This window comes from Streptococcus dysgalactiae subsp. dysgalactiae, assembly GCF_900459225.1.
Classification (GTDB): domain Bacteria; phylum Bacillota; class Bacilli; order Lactobacillales; family Streptococcaceae; genus Streptococcus; species Streptococcus dysgalactiae.
Window position 1 is genome coordinate 299,290 of sequence record NZ_UHFH01000003.1, and the last position, 16,244, is coordinate 315,533.

Below are 16,244 nucleotides of genomic sequence, written 5' to 3' on the forward strand. Positions count from 1 at the left end.
ATTCAATTTTGAGTGGACAGTCCTTATGCGAATAAGGAGGTTCAAAAGTTAAGTGACGATAGCCTAGGAGATACACCTGTACCCATGCCGAACACAGTAGTTAAGCCCTAGAACGCCTGAAGTAGTTGGGGGTTGCCCCCTGTTAGATACGGTAGTCGCTTAGCGTTTATCCGCCATAGCTCAGTTGGTAGTAGCGCATGACTGTTAATCATGATGTCGTAGGTTCGAGTCCTACTGGCGGAGTAGATAGAGGTAGGAAGAGTCCTATCTTTTTTTGCATTTTAGAGAAGAGTGTGGTAAGATAGAGATAAGGTATGAGTTTGGCACCCTTAGCTCAACTGGATAGAGTACCTGACTACGAATCAGGCGGTTAGAGGTTCGACTCCTCTAGGGTGCATGATGAGAAAAAACAACAGGACAAAAATGTCCTGTTGTTTTTTTGTGGTTCTCTTTATACTAGGGATAGTTTAAAAGAAAAGGAGAATCATGATGTCGTTAGAGACAAGGGAGGTTTTTGAGAAGGTCAAACCTATTATTTTAAAGCTGAAGCGTCATTATTACCTACAGTTGTGGGAGACGGATGACTGGTTACAAGAGGGGCATTTGGTTTTAGTGAGGTTGTTGGAACGTCACCCAGAATTAGTAGGAGATGAGGCTCGCTTGTATCGGTATTTTAAAACCAAGTTTTCGTCGTATTTGAAAGATGTCTTGCGTCGGCAAGAAAGTCAGAAACGCCAGTTTGATAAGATGGCTTATGAGGAGATAGGGGATGTGGCGCATGCGATTCCAGCTGGTGGGTTATGGTTGGATGATTATGTGGCTTATCGGGAGGTTTTGGTTCAGGTGGAGGAGGCCTTAAGTGAAGCGGATCGGAAGCAGTTTCAGGCTTTGGTGAGAGGGGAACGGTTTAAGGGGCGTCAGGCTTTACTTAGGAAGGTTCGTCCTTACTTTAGTGGGTTTGACCAAGGGTGAGGTTTTGGTTAGATTGGTTGTGGCTAGAGGGGACGTCTCTGGCCTTTTTCTCTGGATGTTGAGTGGGGGTGATAGTCTCAAACTTTTAGAGAAATGAGGAAGGGACCACAAAGAAAATGCTAAATACTTTTTAGCGATAGTTCACTCTTTGATGTCCTTTCGAGAACTTAAAATCCCTCACCTGATTTGAATTTAGTGGGGATAGTGATAATAGTCTTCTGGTTAGAAAAAGGTATTGTACAGTGCTTTAATAGCTTTGTGTTCGTCTTGACTGTCGATAACAAACATGACAGAAACTTCGCTTGATCCCTGAGAAATCATAGCTAGGTTGATGTGACTATCAGATAGTGCCTTTGTTGCAGTAGCTGTTACTCCAATATGGCTCTTCATATTTTCACCCACGATCATAATAATAGATAGGTTTTTGGTAATACTTGCGTGGTCTACTTCCAATTCATGGATAAGTCGGTGAAGAATTTCATCTTCTTTAATAGGCGTTAGCTCTTTTTGACGAATGACGATTGAAAGGTCATCAATTCCGGTAGGCATATGTTCCCAACGGATATTAAGGTCTTCTAAGATTTGGAGCACTTGACGTCCAAACCCTACTTCCCTGTTCATCAAATATTTTGACATGTTGATGCTGACAAATTTATCATCAGCAGAGATACCCACAACGACTGAAGGATTATCAGTTTCATGTTTCGATACAATTTTGGTCCCAGGATGAGAAGGGTTATTAGTATTTTTGATGACAATGGGAATTTTTGCTCTATAGGCTGGTAATAAGGCTTCGTCATGTAAAACTGAGAAACCTGCATAAGCTAGTTCTCGCATTTCTCTATAAGTGAGTTCTTTAATAGAATGAGGGTTATGAACAATCCCGGGATGAGCAGCGAATATACCATCAACATCAGTGAAATTTTCGTAAAATTCCGCTGCCATCCCTGCTGCGATAAGAGATCCTGTGATGTCAGACCCCCCCCGAGAGAATGTGCAGATTTGCCCGTCTTGAGTGACTCCAAAAAATCCCGGAATGACTAAAATCCCCTCTAATTGGTTAAGCTTTTCAATGTGATCATAGCTGCCAGGTAATACTCTTGCGTTTTGAGGTTCCTGACTAACGAAAAGACCGACATCTTTTGGGTGGAGATAGGTAGCGGTTAAGCCGCTAGCTTGAAAATAAGCTGCAATCAGTTTAGCATTGTTATCTTCTCCAGCAGCAAGGAATGTATCATATAAAAAAGGATTATGATCAATAGGAAGTTTTGCCAGCGCTTCTAGTGACTGTTTAATATCAATACCTACTTGACTGTCCATCCCCAGGTCTTGGCAGATGGTTTGATAGCGTTGACTAATCCAATTAAGTGGCTCTTGAAAATTTTTTCCAGACTTGTATGCCTTATAGTAGGCAATTAAAGCATCCGTTACTTTGGTGTCATCAGGAGTACGTTTTCCAGGAGCTGAGACAACAACCACTTTTCGGTTTTTATCTTCTTTTATAATAGCTAATACTTTTTTGAGCTGTTGGGCTGAAGCTAGGGAACTGCCTCCAAATTTGACGACTTTCATAAGTGAATCTCCATAATGTTTTAATATTAGAAAAATTATAACAGAAAAGAGGAGGCTTGTCAGTAACTTTTGAAAACTAAACTGTACGGGGACAGTATAGCTAAAAATGATTTCTCTTGTTTTTAAGAAATGATAGAATAGTAACATGACAAGATATAAAGCAACAATTTCCTATGATGGAACTCTTTTTTCAGGTTTTCAAAGGCAGAGCCATGAGCGTACAGTACAAGAAGAAATTGAAAAGACTCTCCAGAAGTTGGCCGGTGGCCAACCAGTTCCTATTCATGGAGCAGGGCGCACAGATGCTGGTGTTCATGCTTATGGTCAGGTGATTCATTTTGATTTACCTCAAAAACGGGATTTGGAGAAATTACGTTTTGCCTTGGACACGCAAACGCCAGATGATATTGATGTAGTTGATTTAGCGATAGTTGCAGATGACTTTCACTGCCGTTACCAAAAGCATTCAAAAACTTATGAATTCTTAGTAGATAATGGTCGGCCTAAGAATCCCATGATGCGTCATTATGCAACGCACTATCCCTATCCTCTCGATATGAATAAGATGCAAGAGGCAATTAAGGCTTTGGTGGGAACACATGATTTCACAGGTTTTACAGCAGCGGGGACATCTGTCAAAAATAAAGTTAGAACAATTACAGAAGCAACCTTAGTTCAAGATGATAAAACGGGTTTTTTAGTCTTTACGTTTTCTGGCAATGGTTTTCTGTATAAACAAGTAAGGAATATGGTAGGAACTTTATTGAAAATCGGAAATGGTCGTATGCCAGTCGAACAGATTAAAGTGATTTTAGATTCAAAAAATCGTCAACTAGCAGGACCAACACCAGCTGGTAATGGACTTTATTTAAAGGAGATTCACTATGAAGACTAATTATGTTTTAGCTATGTCTGGTAATGATATTTTTAGTGGGGGTGGCTTATATGCCGATTTGGCAACTTATACTCGGCACGATTTACATGGTTTTGTGGCAGTAACTTGTTTGACAGCTATGACTGATAAGGGATTTAAAGTTTTTCCGACGTCTGCTGACCAATTTCGCTATCAGTTGAATAGTCTAAAGGATGTCCCTTTTGCTGCGATAAAAATCGGGCTATTACCTAATGCAGCTATTTGTCAGTTGGTATTAGATTTTATCAAGTCTCACCCCAATATTCAAGTGGTCTTAGATCCTGTACTTGTCTGTAAAGAAACCCATGATGTAGAGGTGGCTACTTTACGTGAAGAACTAGTGTCATTTTTCCCTTATGTGACGATCATAACTCCAAATTTGTTAGAAGCTCAGCTATTATCTCAAAAAACCATTAACTCTTTGGAAGATATGAAAGAGGTCGCTAATGACCTTTATCAATTGGGAGCAAAGCACGTGGTCATCAAAGGGGGGAATCGTTTTAGCCAAGAGAAGGCAATTGATCTTTTTTATGATGGTCAATCCTTTGAGGTATTGGATAATCCTGTGCTTGAGCAAAATAATATTGGTGCGGGTTGTACATTTGCCTCAAGTATTGTGAGTCAACTAGTTGAGGGTCGAACAGTACTAGAGGCTGTGCAGGCTGCAAAAGAGTTTGTCTATCAAGCTATTTTAAAATCAGATAGATACGGAGTGAAACAAGGTGATGAAAAAAAGTAAAACAAGACAAATGAGTTTGTTGGCGGTATTGACAGCTTTAACGATTGTATTAGGGCGATTTGTGATGGTTCCGACACCGACAGGATTTTTAACTCTTTTGGATGCTGGTATTTACTTTACTAGTTTCTATTTGGGAGCTACTCAAGGAGCTATTGTTGGCGGTTTGTCAGGCTTTCTCATTGATTTAATAGCAGGATATCCTCAGTGGATGATTCACAGTTTGATTGCGCATGGTGCTCAAGGTTATTTTGCTGGTTGGACAGGTTATAAACGTTGGTTAGGTATCCTTTTGGGGTCTGCCATCATGGTTATCTGGTATTTCCTTGGATCTTTGATGTTAGGTTATGGCTTAACAGGTTCTTTAGCTGGCATTTGGGGAAATGTGATGCAAAATACTTTTGGACTTTTGGTAGGTTACCTTATTTTTAGAGCGATAATCGCTTTTCAAAAAAATAAGTAGGGAGAATGGGATGAATTTACAGGATTTAGAAGAACAAACTAGAGCGATTGTTAGTGATATCATTGAGCGCTCTGCGATTAAACCAGGACAGTTATTTGTGCTAGGTCTCTCTTCAAGTGAAGTCATTGGGGGTCGGATTGGCCAGCAATCTAGCCTAGAAGTAGGTCAAGTTGTCGTTAAGTCAGTTTTAGAAGAGTTACATAAGCGAGGTATTCATTTGGCAGTTCAAGGTTGTGAACATGTCAATCGTGCTTTGGTGGTAGAAAGTCAAGTAGCTGAAGAGAAACAGTTAGAAATTATTAATGTGATTCCAAACCTCCATGCTGGCGGTAGTGGACAAATGGCAGCCTTTCGTTACATGTCGGACCCTGTAGAGGTGGAAACTATTGTAGCCCATGCTGGGTTAGACATCGGGGATACCTCGATTGGGATGCATGTTAAGCGAGTTCAAGTCCCTTTAATTCCTTGTCAACGTGAACTAGGCGCTGCTCACGTAACAGCCTTAGCCAGCCGTCCTAAATTAATTGGAGGAGGGAGGGCTGATTATTATCAAGATCCCATTCGGAAATACTAAAACCCATTTCTCTAAGTGGAGCATAGCTCTTTCTTGGAGAAATGGGTTTTTAGGAACTGACGTTATGATTGCGGAGCGGTAGGATAGCTAATAGCGGTTGGTAAAGAAATGCCTTCTTTGATTAGGGCTTCTTGATACAATCGATAGAAAGTGTGGTAAATCATAAATTGCTGCCCATTCTCAGTAAAAATAGTCACGCGAAACGTGAATTGCCCGTTAGGATTTGTTTGAGGCCCTAGGATATTAGGTTTTCCGACAATTTGAGGGTAATTGGGCAATTCTCTCTCGTTCACCGCTTCAATGATTTTAGTCACCTGACTCAAATCAACGGTGGAGTAGAGTGGAATTTCTATTAAAGCCCGCATGTTACCGCGCGATTTGTTGCTTACAACAGTGATGCTACGATTAGGAATATAATGTAGAGTGCCGTCAAATCCTCGAACTTGAGTGGTTCGGATACCAACACCAGAAATCGTCCCTTCGATACCGGAAATGGCGACATAATCTCCAACCTCAAATTGATTTTCAAAGAGGATAAAAAAACCATTCACAACATCAGACAAGAACCCCTGAGCTCCAAGGCCAATGGCTACCCCAGCGATTCCAGCACCAGCGAGGAGGCTTGAAACGGGAATGCCAAACAGGCTGAGGAGCCAGTAAATGAGAAGGAAATACAACATATAATTTAAGATGTTGTGAGTTAACTTGGATAAGGTTTTTTGTCGCGCCTCACTTTGTCTAGAATAGGAAAATGATTTAGCGATAGTCTTCTCAAAAAGGTAGTTACTGACGCGTTTGAGAATAGCAAAAAAGATTAACAGGAGGATAAGAGAAACTAGTTTTGAAAAAATAGCTAGGCTAATATCCTCAATATGAAATTGCTCTAAGTAACGGAATATAACTGTCATGGGTCATCCTTTCTTCTAGATAGTTTACCAAAAATAAGGCAACATTGAAAAGCAATAAGTGATTACTCTACTAGAAAATAGCTTTTTAATTCTTAAAAATCGAATCAGTTGCTCTGGGTTAATGGAAACTGACTAACAAAAGGTATACCATGTGATTTTGAGGAGTTGCAAGCGTGAAGAATATTATTGCTATCACTTCTTGAAATGATAAAATGATTAACTGATAAAATATTAAAAAACAATATCATTTATAAAAAAAATGTGATTTTTAAAAAAACTAGGTTATAATTTTCTCATATAACCTATTCTTGTTTGCAAACAGATGCAGTTAATTGCTCAAATTTTTTAAGCACTTATGGAAGCGCTTGTGTAAATAGAACGGAGATACTCAATGGTGGCACAAAAGACAAAAGGATTGTTTACTAAATTATCAATAGCAGGGTTAATCTTTGGTTTATCTAATACTAGTTTGGTTCCATTAATATCAACACAGGTTGTCAGCGCTGAATCAAACCAAATTGCCATGAAAGATGGTGCTATCTTCATGCATGGTGTTGGTCTTTTAACACCATAAAATAAAACATGAAAGCTATCAAGGGTGCTGGCTATATAAGTATCCAAACGTCACCGATTAACGCAGTGATACCTGGGGATAACGGTAGCAAAGATTTGAAAAAATGGTATTTTCATTACCACCCCACTGATTACACAATTGGCAATTATCAGTTGGAAACCGAAGATGAGTTTAAAGCCATGGCAGCAGAAGCTGATAAATATGGTATTAATATTATTGTGGATGCGGCTTAAAGTCATACAACTACAGATATCAAAGCCGTGAGTAAAAAAATTAAGGCCATCCCAGATTGGGCTCACGGGAATCAAGGAATAACTAACGACTACGACCGATATCAAGTGACTCAATATGCTTTATTGGGTCTTTATGATTTAAATACGCAGAATAAAGCTGTCCAAGAATACCTTCTCAATTATTTAAAACAAGCTGTAGCAGATGGGGCAGATGGTTTTAGGTTTGACGCTGCGAAGCATATTGAACTGCCGGGAGAGTTTAACAGTGATTTTTGGACTAATATCTTAGCTAACAGTGGCGCTAAATTCCAATATGGTGAATTTATTCGGAAGGTTATAGGACAAGGTTATGTAAAAGACGGAGATTTAGTGAACTATCAAGTATCTGGGGTTTCGGAAGACAATTTGATTACATGGATAGAATCACATGATAATTACGCGAATGATAGTGAAGAATCAACAAAGTTGACTGACCAAAATATTATCTTAGTATGGAGTATTATTGGAGTTAGAAAAAAAGGCGCGCCACTCTTCTTCTCACGGCCAGTGGGTGGAGGTGGTCAACATGAACGTTTCCCAGGAACAACTAAAATTGGTGATGCTGGAAGCAATCTCTTTAAAGATCCAATGATTGTTGCGATCAATAACTTCTGTAATGCTATAAATGGTCAATCTGAATACATCCGAAATCCTAATATGGATCAAGGATTTGTGATGATTTAACGTGGTGGTAAAGGAGCTGTTATAACTAATTTAACCAGCGAAGAAAAGGGAATTCATTCCGAAACAACGTTAGCGGATGGTCAATACAAAGACGATATCACAGGCCATATTTTTGAAGTATCTAATAAGTAGATAACTGGTAAAATGGCATCTAGAACAGCTGCGGTTTTATATCCTCTTGCGTAATAAAATCATTCATTGTTTCAATCACGTTAAAAAGTCTTATCCTGGGATCAGGATTTTTAAAAAGGGTTAAGATGTTAATAATGAGTTGTTATCCTGTGATGAAAGAGGCGGGCTCGTTTTAGAAAAATATTGTCAAATAAGGAAGGCTATATTATACTTTTTGATAGGAGCTTTGGTGTCGCTATAAGATAGAAGCTACATCAGAGCTCATTTTTATGCAAACGTTTACGCTTAAAGGAGAAGATAGTATGGTTAACTCAAAACGAAGGAAAATAACCGTTGCCTCGTTAGTAACAGGCGTGATGTTGGGGGTAGCTGGTTTAGGTTGGCTTTGGTCGCAGCGCACCCAACAGGTTGAAATGAAAGATGGAGCCATTTTGCACGCATGGTGTTGGTCTTTTAATACCATTAAAGATAACTTACCAGCTATTAAGAAAGCTGGCTATACCAGCATCCAAACTTCTCCTATTAATCAAGTTATCGAGGGAGAACATGGTAGTAAGGTATTAACGAATTGGTATTATCATTATCAACCGACAGATTATACAATCGGCAATTATCAGTTGGGAACGGAGGCAGAATTTAAAGCTTTGACCAAAGAGGCTGATAAGTATGGTCTTCATATTATTGTGGATGCGGTGGTTAACCATACAACTTCAGAAGTAGCAGCTGTTAGCCCTAAGATAAAATCTTTAGGGGAATGGACCCATGGAAATGAAGGCATTAAAGATTTTGGAGATCGCTATCAGCTGACTCAAAAGTCTCTGTTGGGCCTATATGATCTTAATACTCAAAATAAAGCTGTTCAAGAATATCTCCTTGCTTATCTCAAACGTGCAGTAGCAGATGGGGCGGACGGGTTTAGGTATGATGCAGCAAAACACATCGAATTGCCTAAAGAGTATGGTAGTGATTTTTGGTCAGTTATCTTAAACAATGGTGCTCAATTCCAGTATGGGGAAATTTTACAAGGCTCTACTTCTAAAGAAGCTGACTATGCTAAGTTAATGGGAGTTACAGCATCAGATTATGGTGAATTTATTCGAAACAGTTTACGGCAGGAAGAAGCCTACGCGGAAGACCTGATGGATTTTCAGGCACCAGGAGTTCCAGAAGACCGACTCGTCACATGGGTGGAAACACATGACACCTATGCCAATGATAATGGGGAATCAACTAATTTGACAGACCAAGACATCACTTTAGGTTGGAGTTTGATTGCCTCTCGAAAAGAGGGAGCACCTCTCTTTTATTCTCGTCCGGTAGGGGGTGGTGGTCAAAATGATCGTTTCCCAGGCCAATCTGAAATTGGAGATGCAGGCAGTGACCTATTTAAAAATAAAAGCATTGTGGCCATCAATCATTTTAGGAATACGATGAATGGGCGTGAAGAATACCTTCATAATATTGGTGACGATCAAGGGCTTGTAATGATAGAGAGAGGTGGTAAAGGAGCTATTATTACCAATTTAGCAAGTGAGAATAAAACCTTTTCAACGTCAACAAAATTGGCTGACGGTAGTTACAAAGATGCAGTAAGCGGAAAAATTTACAAGGTATCAGGAAAAACTCTCAAAGGCAAGCTGCCTAAAAAATCAGTCTTGGTGTTGCTTCCGGTATAAGTAAAGTCGGTGCTAAATCAGGTATCCTAATGAAGAAGCAATTGGAAAATCTGTTAAAATCTGACGTTTCTTGGCTCATGAGCAGATTTTGTTTAGAAAAGTTTTTTAACAGACTACTGATGTGATTTCACGCATAAAAAACTTTAAAAACGCTTTAAATTATGATAGAATGAACTGTATCGAAATTATTTTAAGGAGAAATGACTTAATGTCTACATCATTTGAAAACAAAGCTACAAACCGTGGCGTGATTACATTTACAATTGGTCAAGATAAAATCAAACCAGCTCTTGATCAAGCTTTTAATAAAATCAAAAAAGACTTGAATGCACCAGGTTTCCGTAAAGGACATATGCCTCGTCCAGTCTTCAACCAAAAATTTGGTGAAGAAGTTCTTTATGAAGATGCTTTGAATATTGTATTGCCAGAAGCTTATGAAGCAGCTGTGACAGAACTTGGTCTTGATGTGGTTGCACAACCAAAAATCGATGTTGTGTCAATGGAAAAAGGTCAAGAATGGACACTTACTGCTGAAGTGGTAACTAAACCTGAAGTAAAACTTGGCGACTACAAAAACCTTGCTGTAGAAGTTGAGGCATCTAAAGAAGTAACTGACGAAGAAGTAGATGCAAAAGTTGAACGTGAGCGCGCTAACCTTGCTGAACTAGTGGTAAAAGAAGATGCTGCGGTTCTTGGGGATACTGTTGTGATTGACTTTGTTGGATCAGTTGACGGTGTTGAATTTGACGGTGGAAAAGGTGATAACTTCTCGCTTGAACTTGGTTCAGGACAATTTATCCCAGGTTTTGAAGACCAATTAGTTGGTGCTAAAGCTGGCGATGAAGTAGAAGTTAATGTCACTTTCCCAGAAGCATACCAAGCAGAAGATCTTGCTGGTAAAGACGCTAAGTTTGTGACAACTGTTCATGAAGTTAAAACAAAAGAAGTTCCTGAACTTGACGATGAACTTGCTAAAGACATCGACGAAGAAGTTGAAACACTTGCTGATTTAAAAGCAAAATACCGTAAAGAACTTGAAGCAGCTAAAGAAATTGCTTACGATGATGCGGTTGAAGGTGCTGCGATCGAATTGGCAGTTGCTAATGCTGAAATCGTTGAATTACCAGAAGAAATGGTACATGACGAAGTGCATCGTTCAATGAACGAGTTCATGGGGAACATGCAACGTCAAGGTATCTCATCTGAAATGTACTTCCAGTTGACTGGTACAAGCCAAGAAGATCTTCACAACCAATACCAAGCAGATGCTGACAAACGTGTGAAAACAAACCTTGTTATCGAAGCGATTGCTAAAGCAGAAGGTTTTGAAGCAACAGAAGAAGAAATCGAGCAAGAAATTAATGACCTTGCTACTGAATACAACATGCCAGTTGAGCAAGTACGTTCTCTTCTTTCAGCTGATATGTTGAAACACGACATCACAATGAAAAAAGCAGTTGAAGCTATTACAAGCTCAGCAACTGTTAAATAATAGTGTGAGTTAATTATCATGACAAAAACAGATAGGAGTAATACTCCTGTCTGTTTTTTCTCTCGGAAACTGGAAGGTCTGAAAGTGGTAATTGGTACGGTTATCTAAAATGAAAAGAGTGCCGACAGGTTAGCAAATAGAGTAATAAAAGCTTTGACGAATCCCTTTTTTTAGCGTAAAATAGTAAAGAATGATAAAATAAGGAGAACTGCCTTGAAATTAGACGTATTTGCAGGACAAGAAAAAAGCGAACTTTCCATGATTGAAGTGGCGCGTGCCATTTTGGAAGAGCGTGGTCGCGATCATGAGATGTACTTTAGCGACTTAGTGAATGAGATTCAAAACTACTTAGGAAAATCTGATGCAGATATTCGTCATGCATTGCCATTTTTCTACACTGACTTAAATACGGATGGCTCATTTATTCCTCTTGGTGATAACAAATGGGGCCTTCGCTCATGGTATGCCATTGATGAAATCGATGAAGAAATCATTACCTTGGAAGATGATGAAGATGGCGCACAGAAACGTAAGAAAAAACGAGTTAATGCCTTTATGGATGGGGACGAAGACGCTATTGATTATAGTGATGACGACCCAGAAGATGAAGATTTTACAGAAGAATCAGCTGATATTGAGTACGATGAAGAAGATCCTGATGATGAAAAATCAGAAGTGGAATCTTACGACTCAGAGTTAAACGAAATTATTCCCGAAGATGATTTTGAGGAAGTTGATATCAACGAAGAAGATGAGGAAGAAGAAGAGGATGAGGAAGAAGACGAGGAATAAACGTCTACTCATCCTATAAGTAGTTGTCAAAAAAGAAATATGATTTGACAAAGTGCTGGTTATAGTTTATATTACTATTTGGGCACCTCTTTAAGAGGTCAGGTAAAGCTCCCTAGTCGATAGGGGGCTATTTTTGTTTTTCAATAATGATTAAAGCTTGAATGATAGCTTATTTGACTCTAATGAACCAGAGTTGCCCCCTAGTTTATCATTTCAAGTGATGTAATGTTTAGTTAATTAAAGTGAGTGTCATTGACTCACTTAATATAATGAAGGAGTGTTATGACAAAATACATTTTTGTAACTGGTGGTGTGGTATCGTCAATTGGTAAAGGGATTGTAGCAGCAAGCCTTGGCCGCTTGCTTAAAAATCGTGGGTTAAAGGTAACGATTCAAAAATTTGATCCCTATATTAATATTGACCCGGGAACAATGAGTCCTTATCAACACGGAGAAGTCTACGTAACCGATGATGGCGCTGAAACCGACTTGGACTTGGGTCACTATGAACGTTTTATCGATATCAATTTGAACAAGTATTCAAACGTCACAACCGGTAAAATCTACAGCGAGGTCCTTCGTAAAGAACGTAAAGGTGAATATCTTGGTGCGACTGTTCAGGTTATTCCTCATATCACAGATGCCCTTAAAGAAAAAATCAAACGCGCAGCTTCAACAATGGATTCTGATGTGATTATTACTGAGGTTGGGGGCACCGTTGGAGATATTGAAAGTTTGCCATTCTTAGAAGCTCTCCGTCAAATGAAAGCAGATGTTGGTTCTGAAAACGTCATGTATATTCATACAACCCTGTTGCCATACCTCAAAGCTGCAGGTGAAATGAAAACTAAACCAACGCAACATTCCGTTAAAGAATTACGTGGACTTGGGATTCAACCTAATATGTTGGTTATTCGTACCGAGGAGCCAGTGGAGCAGGGCATAAAAAATAAATTGGCTCAATTCTGTGATGTGAATCCAGAAGCTGTTATCGAGTCACGTGATGTGGAACACCTTTACCAAATTCCTTTGAATTTGCAAGCTCAGTCGATGGATCAGATTGTTTGTGATCATTTAAAATTAAATGTACCAAAAGCTGATATGACCGATTGGTCAGCTATGGTCGACAAGGTGATGAATTTAAGAAAAACAACCAAAATTGCCTTGGTTGGTAAATATGTGGAATTGCCAGATGCTTACTTATCTGTTGTGGAAGCGTTGAAACATTCTGGTTATGCCAATGATACCGCAATTGACCTAAAATGGGTTAATGCCAATGATGTGACGGCTGATAATGCAGCTGATCTGTTAGGAGATGCTGATGGGATTATTGTACCAGGTGGTTTTGGTCAACGTGGGACAGAAGGTAAGATTCAAGCGATTCGCTATGCCCGTGAAAATGATGTGCCAATGCTTGGTATCTGTCTTGGCATGCAATTGACCTGTGTTGAATTTGCCCGTCATGTCCTCAATATGGAAGGTGCAAACTCTTTTGAATTAGAGCCAAGTACTAAATACCCAATCATTGATACCATGCGCGATCAAATTGATATTGAAGATATGGGAGGTACGCTTCGTCTTGGATTGTACCCATGTAAATTGAAGCCGGCTTCCAAAGCAGCAGCAGCTTACAATCACCAAGAAGTGGTGCAACGCCGTCATCGTCACCGTTATGAGTTCAACAACAAATTCCGTCCAGAATTTGAAGCAGCTGGTTTTGTTTTCTCAGGGGTATCACCTGACAACCGCTTAGTTGAAATTGTAGAATTGCCAGAGAAAAAATTCTTTGTGGCAGCCCAATACCACCCAGAATTGCAAAGTCGTCCAAATCGTCCAGAAGAATTATACACGGCATTTGTGACAGCTGCTGTTCAAAACAGCAAATAATGGTTAAGATGGTTTGAGGAATTCTATTCGGATGACTGCTATGGTGCTCATGGCTGTCATTGAAAGAGGTCTAATATGATGTCATTGTTGTTGCCCTTACTTGAACGGATAGGTTTGATTATTTTGCTGGCTAATCTATTAATGATTAGCCCTTTTTATAAACGATTGATGCATGACCGTCAATCCATCAAAGTGAGATGGATTCTGATTATGACGTTCAGTGTTTTTGCAATCATTAGTAATTTTACAGGTGTTCTGATTTCCCAACAAGTTGGGGTAGATAATGGTGGATTAGTTAATCTGTCTTCCCACAATTCGATCGCTAATACGAGAACATTGACGATTGGGATGTCAGGGTTAATTGGTGGTCCTTTTGTCGGTTTTTTTGTCGGTTTGATTTCAGGAGCTGTGCGTTGGCTTCAGGGTGGTAGCGCTCCTTATACCTATTTTATTTCATCTTTATTGATTGGTGGATTATCAGGATTAGTGGGGCGTGTGAGCTTGACTCATAAACGTTATCCTCAAGTATGGCAAGGAAGCCTCTGTGGTGCTTTGATGGAAGTGATTCAGATGCTTTGCATCTTGATTTTCTTACCAGATAAGGAACAAGCTTGGACCTTGATTCAAACCATTGCACTCCCTATGGTTTTTGTGAATGCTTTGGGGACAGGGATTTTTCTATCTATTATTCTTGGCACCTTACGTCAAGAAGAAAGCATGAAAGCTGTTCAAACGCACGATGTCTTGGAGTTGGCCAATAAAACCTTGCTTTATTTTCGGCAAGGGTTAACGGAAGCTTCAGCTCAGAAAGCAGCTTTAGAAATTAAAAAGTTTATGCGCGTGTCAGCTGTGAGTGTTACTAATCGTCACGCTATATTGGCCCATGTGGGGGCTGGCAGTGACCATCATATTCCGACTCGAGAAATCATTACTGATTTGTCTCGAGAAGCTATTGAGACGGGACGTATTCAGGTGGTTCGTCAAAAAGCCCAAATTGGTTGTAGTCACCCAGACTGTCCTTTGGAAGCAGCTGTGGTGGTTCCCCTTTTTGTCAAGAAAGGTGTTGTAGGCAGTTTTAAGTTATACTTTACTGATGCTTCTAACTTAACCTATGTGGATGAACAACTTGCTAGCGGTTTAGGGCATATTTTTTCATCACAATTGGAATTAGGACAGATGGCCTTAGAACAAGGGTTGCTCAAGGATGCTGAAATTAAGTCCTTGCAAGCACAAGTTAATCCGCATTTTCTTTTCAATGCGATTAACACAATTTCTGCCTTGATAAGGGTGGATAGTGAAAAGGCAAGGCATCTTCTGTTACAACTGGGCCATTATTTTAGAGCTAATCTTAATAGTACACGGCAGAATGTCATTTCCGTTGACTCTGAATTAAAACATTTGGAAGCTTATCTAACCATTGAACAGGCTAGGTTTCCTAACCGCTATGAGGTCATTATTGATATTCCTGAGGCCCTCAAAAGTGCAGCTATTCCTCCTTTTATGATTCAAATATTAGTTGAAAATGCTTTGAAACATGCCTTTACAGGACGTAAGAAGGATAATAAGGTTTGGGTGATGGCAAGGCAAAAGGCATCAGGTTATCTCAGGCTAACGGTCAAAGATAACGGTCAAGGAATTGCACCAGAAAAATTGGCTTTGCTAGGGAAAACGGTAGTTACCTCTGAAAAAGGAACAGGATCGGCCTTGGAAAATTTGAACAAGCGTTTAATGAGCTTATACGGTAATAAGGCTATATTCGAGGTAACCTCAGATCAGTCGGGGACCAGTTTTGTGTTACAAATCCCCTTTAATCAACTAAAGGAGAGAACCACATGAAAGTTGTAATTATTGATGATGAACCATTGGCTAGAATGGAACTGGCTTATCTTATTGAAGAAACCCAAATGGTTAGTGCTATTTATCAAGGGGAGTCCATCGAAGATGCCTTTCAACTGATATTAACGCATCAGCCTGATTTATTATTTTTAGATATTCATTTAACAGATGAAAGCGGGCTAGATCTAGCTAAGCGTCTAAGCCAAATTCCAAATGCTCCCTTAATTATTTTTGCAACGGCCTATGATAATCACGCCGTAGAAGCTTTTGAAGTTAATGCGATTGATTATGTTTTGAAACCTTTTGAACAAGCCCGCATCCAAAAAGCTATTGTAAAGGCGAAAATGACATTAGACAGGCAGCAAACGAACAACTCTAAAGAAGCAGAAGTGCCACAAACCAAACGCCTAACCCTTGAAGTAGATGAGCGCATATACTTATTACCCTTTTCAGATATTCTCTATTGTGAAGTCCAAGGCAAGGAAACGACGGTCTATACAAAAACAGCCCACTATACCAGTCACACAAGCTTATCAGCTATTGAAAAAGTTTTAACCACAGAATCTTTTTTGAAAGTGCATCGCAGTTATCTCATTAATACACAAGCTATAAAAGAAATTCAGCCGTGGTTTAATCAAACCTACCAAGTGACCATGATCAATGGTGGAAAGGTTCCTGTGAGTAGATCATATTTGAAAACATTCCGCCAGCGGTTAGGACTTTGAAGCTGTATTTTGAGTCGCTCTCACTGCATTTGGTAC

General features: G+C 39.5%; 13 protein-coding genes, 2 tRNA genes, 1 rRNA gene and 1 pseudogene. 15 read left to right on the forward strand and 2 right to left on the reverse strand.

Annotation, left to right across the window (positions count from 1 at the left end; all coding sequences use genetic code 11):
* Positions 1 to 48: 48 nt before the first annotated feature.
* From rrf to DYD17_RS01705, 4 genes are all read left to right on the forward strand, one after another.
* Positions 49 to 164: ribosomal RNA gene (rrf, locus tag DYD17_RS01690) — 5S ribosomal RNA — on the forward strand.
* A 5-nt stretch (positions 165 to 169) separates the two neighbouring features.
* A tRNA-Asn gene (locus DYD17_RS01695) sits at positions 170 to 243 on the forward strand.
* A gap of 80 nt (positions 244 to 323) precedes the next feature.
* Positions 324 to 397 (forward strand) — tRNA-Arg (locus DYD17_RS01700).
* 92 nt (positions 398 to 489) lie between these two features.
* Positions 490 to 972 carry a sigma-70 family RNA polymerase sigma factor gene (locus DYD17_RS01705; protein ID WP_003049584.1) on the forward strand — a complete coding sequence of 161 codons (483 nt, stop codon included), beginning with the start codon at positions 490 to 492 and terminating at the stop codon, positions 970 to 972.
* A gap of 222 nt (positions 973 to 1,194) precedes the next feature.
* Here the strand turns inward: DYD17_RS01705 and DYD17_RS01710 are convergent, their stop codons facing one another.
* On the reverse strand, positions 1,195 to 2,544 hold the full coding sequence (locus DYD17_RS01710; protein WP_115252589.1) for an aspartate kinase: 1,350 nt from the start codon (positions 2,542 to 2,544) through the stop codon (positions 1,195 to 1,197).
* Positions 2,545 to 2,689: 145 nt separating this feature from the next.
* Between DYD17_RS01710 and truA the strand changes: the two genes are divergently transcribed.
* From truA to DYD17_RS01730, 4 genes are read left to right on the forward strand one after another with little or no spacing between them, the layout of a single operon-like run.
* Positions 2,690 to 3,439 (forward strand): tRNA pseudouridine(38-40) synthase TruA, encoded by a 750-nt coding sequence (gene truA, locus DYD17_RS01715; RefSeq protein WP_115252590.1) that lies wholly within the window; start codon positions 2,690 to 2,692, stop codon positions 3,437 to 3,439.
* Positions 3,429 to 4,196 (forward strand): bifunctional hydroxymethylpyrimidine kinase/phosphomethylpyrimidine kinase, encoded by a 768-nt coding sequence (locus tag DYD17_RS01720; protein ID WP_115252591.1) that lies wholly within the window; start codon positions 3,429 to 3,431, stop codon positions 4,194 to 4,196. Before truA ends, DYD17_RS01720 begins: the two co-directional genes overlap by 11 nt.
* Complete coding sequence (locus DYD17_RS01725) at positions 4,183 to 4,656, forward strand: ECF transporter S component (protein WP_003049598.1); 474 nt, start codon at positions 4,183 to 4,185, stop codon at positions 4,654 to 4,656. Before DYD17_RS01720 ends, DYD17_RS01725 begins: the two co-directional genes overlap by 14 nt.
* A 10-nt stretch (positions 4,657 to 4,666) precedes the next feature.
* Positions 4,667 to 5,230 carry a TIGR01440 family protein gene (locus tag DYD17_RS01730; protein WP_115246710.1) on the forward strand — a complete coding sequence of 188 codons (564 nt, stop codon included), beginning with the start codon at positions 4,667 to 4,669 and terminating at the stop codon, positions 5,228 to 5,230.
* A gap of 62 nt (positions 5,231 to 5,292) precedes the next feature.
* Here DYD17_RS01730 and DYD17_RS01735 read toward each other — a convergent pair whose 3' ends face one another.
* Entirely contained in the window at positions 5,293 to 6,138 is an 846-nt protein-coding gene (locus tag DYD17_RS01735; protein ID WP_115246709.1) for a mechanosensitive ion channel family protein, read from the reverse strand.
* Between the two features lie 391 nt (positions 6,139 to 6,529).
* On the opposite strand from DYD17_RS01735, the pseudogene DYD17_RS01740 reads away from it, so the two are divergent.
* The 7 genes and pseudogenes from DYD17_RS01740 (at position 6,530) to DYD17_RS01770 (ending at position 16,208) form a co-directional block, all read left to right on the forward strand.
* Positions 6,530 to 7,800 (forward strand): annotated as a pseudogene (locus DYD17_RS01740) (alpha-amylase family protein).
* 302 nt (positions 7,801 to 8,102) lie between these two features.
* Entirely contained in the window at positions 8,103 to 9,476 is a 1,374-nt protein-coding gene (locus DYD17_RS01745; protein ID WP_115252592.1) for an alpha-amylase family glycosyl hydrolase, read from the forward strand.
* Positions 9,477 to 9,684: 208 nt separating this feature from the next.
* Positions 9,685 to 10,968 (forward strand): trigger factor, encoded by a 1,284-nt coding sequence (tig, locus tag DYD17_RS01750; protein ID WP_003049614.1) that lies wholly within the window; start codon positions 9,685 to 9,687, stop codon positions 10,966 to 10,968.
* Positions 10,969 to 11,181: 213 nt separating this feature from the next.
* Complete coding sequence (rpoE, locus tag DYD17_RS01755; protein ID WP_115246706.1) at positions 11,182 to 11,760, forward strand: DNA-directed RNA polymerase subunit delta; 579 nt, start codon at positions 11,182 to 11,184, stop codon at positions 11,758 to 11,760.
* Between the two features lie 282 nt (positions 11,761 to 12,042).
* Positions 12,043 to 13,647: a CTP synthase gene (locus DYD17_RS01760; protein WP_003049621.1), complete on the forward strand. Its 1,605-nt coding sequence runs from the start codon at positions 12,043 to 12,045 to the stop codon at positions 13,645 to 13,647.
* A 75-nt stretch (positions 13,648 to 13,722) separates the two neighbouring features.
* Positions 13,723 to 15,483, forward strand: a complete 1,761-nt coding sequence (locus DYD17_RS01765; protein ID WP_115252593.1) for a sensor histidine kinase — start codon at positions 13,723 to 13,725, stop codon at positions 15,481 to 15,483.
* Complete coding sequence (locus DYD17_RS01770; protein WP_003049627.1) at positions 15,480 to 16,208, forward strand: LytR/AlgR family response regulator transcription factor; 729 nt, start codon at positions 15,480 to 15,482, stop codon at positions 16,206 to 16,208. The genes DYD17_RS01765 and DYD17_RS01770 overlap by 4 nt, the downstream gene beginning before the upstream one ends.
* Positions 16,209 to 16,244 lie beyond the last annotated feature (36 nt).

Coding starts and splice junctions, on each gene's coding strand:
- DYD17_RS01770 (WP_003049627.1), top strand. CDS start 15,480: ATGAAAGTTGTAATTATTGATGATGAACCATTGGCTAGAATGGAACTG.
- DYD17_RS01725 (WP_003049598.1), top strand. CDS start 4,183: ATGAAAAAAAGTAAAACAAGACAAATGAGTTTGTTGGCGGTATTGACA.
- DYD17_RS01745 (WP_115252592.1), top strand. CDS start 8,103: ATGGTTAACTCAAAACGAAGGAAAATAACCGTTGCCTCGTTAGTAACA.
- DYD17_RS01735 (WP_115246709.1), bottom strand. CDS start 6,138: ATGACAGTTATATTCCGTTACTTAGAGCAATTTCATATTGAGGATATT.
- truA (WP_115252590.1), top strand. CDS start 2,690: ATGACAAGATATAAAGCAACAATTTCCTATGATGGAACTCTTTTTTCA.
- DYD17_RS01760 (WP_003049621.1), top strand. CDS start 12,043: ATGACAAAATACATTTTTGTAACTGGTGGTGTGGTATCGTCAATTGGT.
- DYD17_RS01730 (WP_115246710.1), top strand. CDS start 4,667: ATGAATTTACAGGATTTAGAAGAACAAACTAGAGCGATTGTTAGTGAT.
- DYD17_RS01710 (WP_115252589.1), bottom strand. CDS start 2,544: ATGAAAGTCGTCAAATTTGGAGGCAGTTCCCTAGCTTCAGCCCAACAG.
- DYD17_RS01705 (WP_003049584.1), top strand. CDS start 490: ATGTCGTTAGAGACAAGGGAGGTTTTTGAGAAGGTCAAACCTATTATT.
- DYD17_RS01765 (WP_115252593.1), top strand. CDS start 13,723: ATGATGTCATTGTTGTTGCCCTTACTTGAACGGATAGGTTTGATTATT.
- tig (WP_003049614.1), top strand. CDS start 9,685: ATGTCTACATCATTTGAAAACAAAGCTACAAACCGTGGCGTGATTACA.
- DYD17_RS01720 (WP_115252591.1), top strand. CDS start 3,429: ATGAAGACTAATTATGTTTTAGCTATGTCTGGTAATGATATTTTTAGT.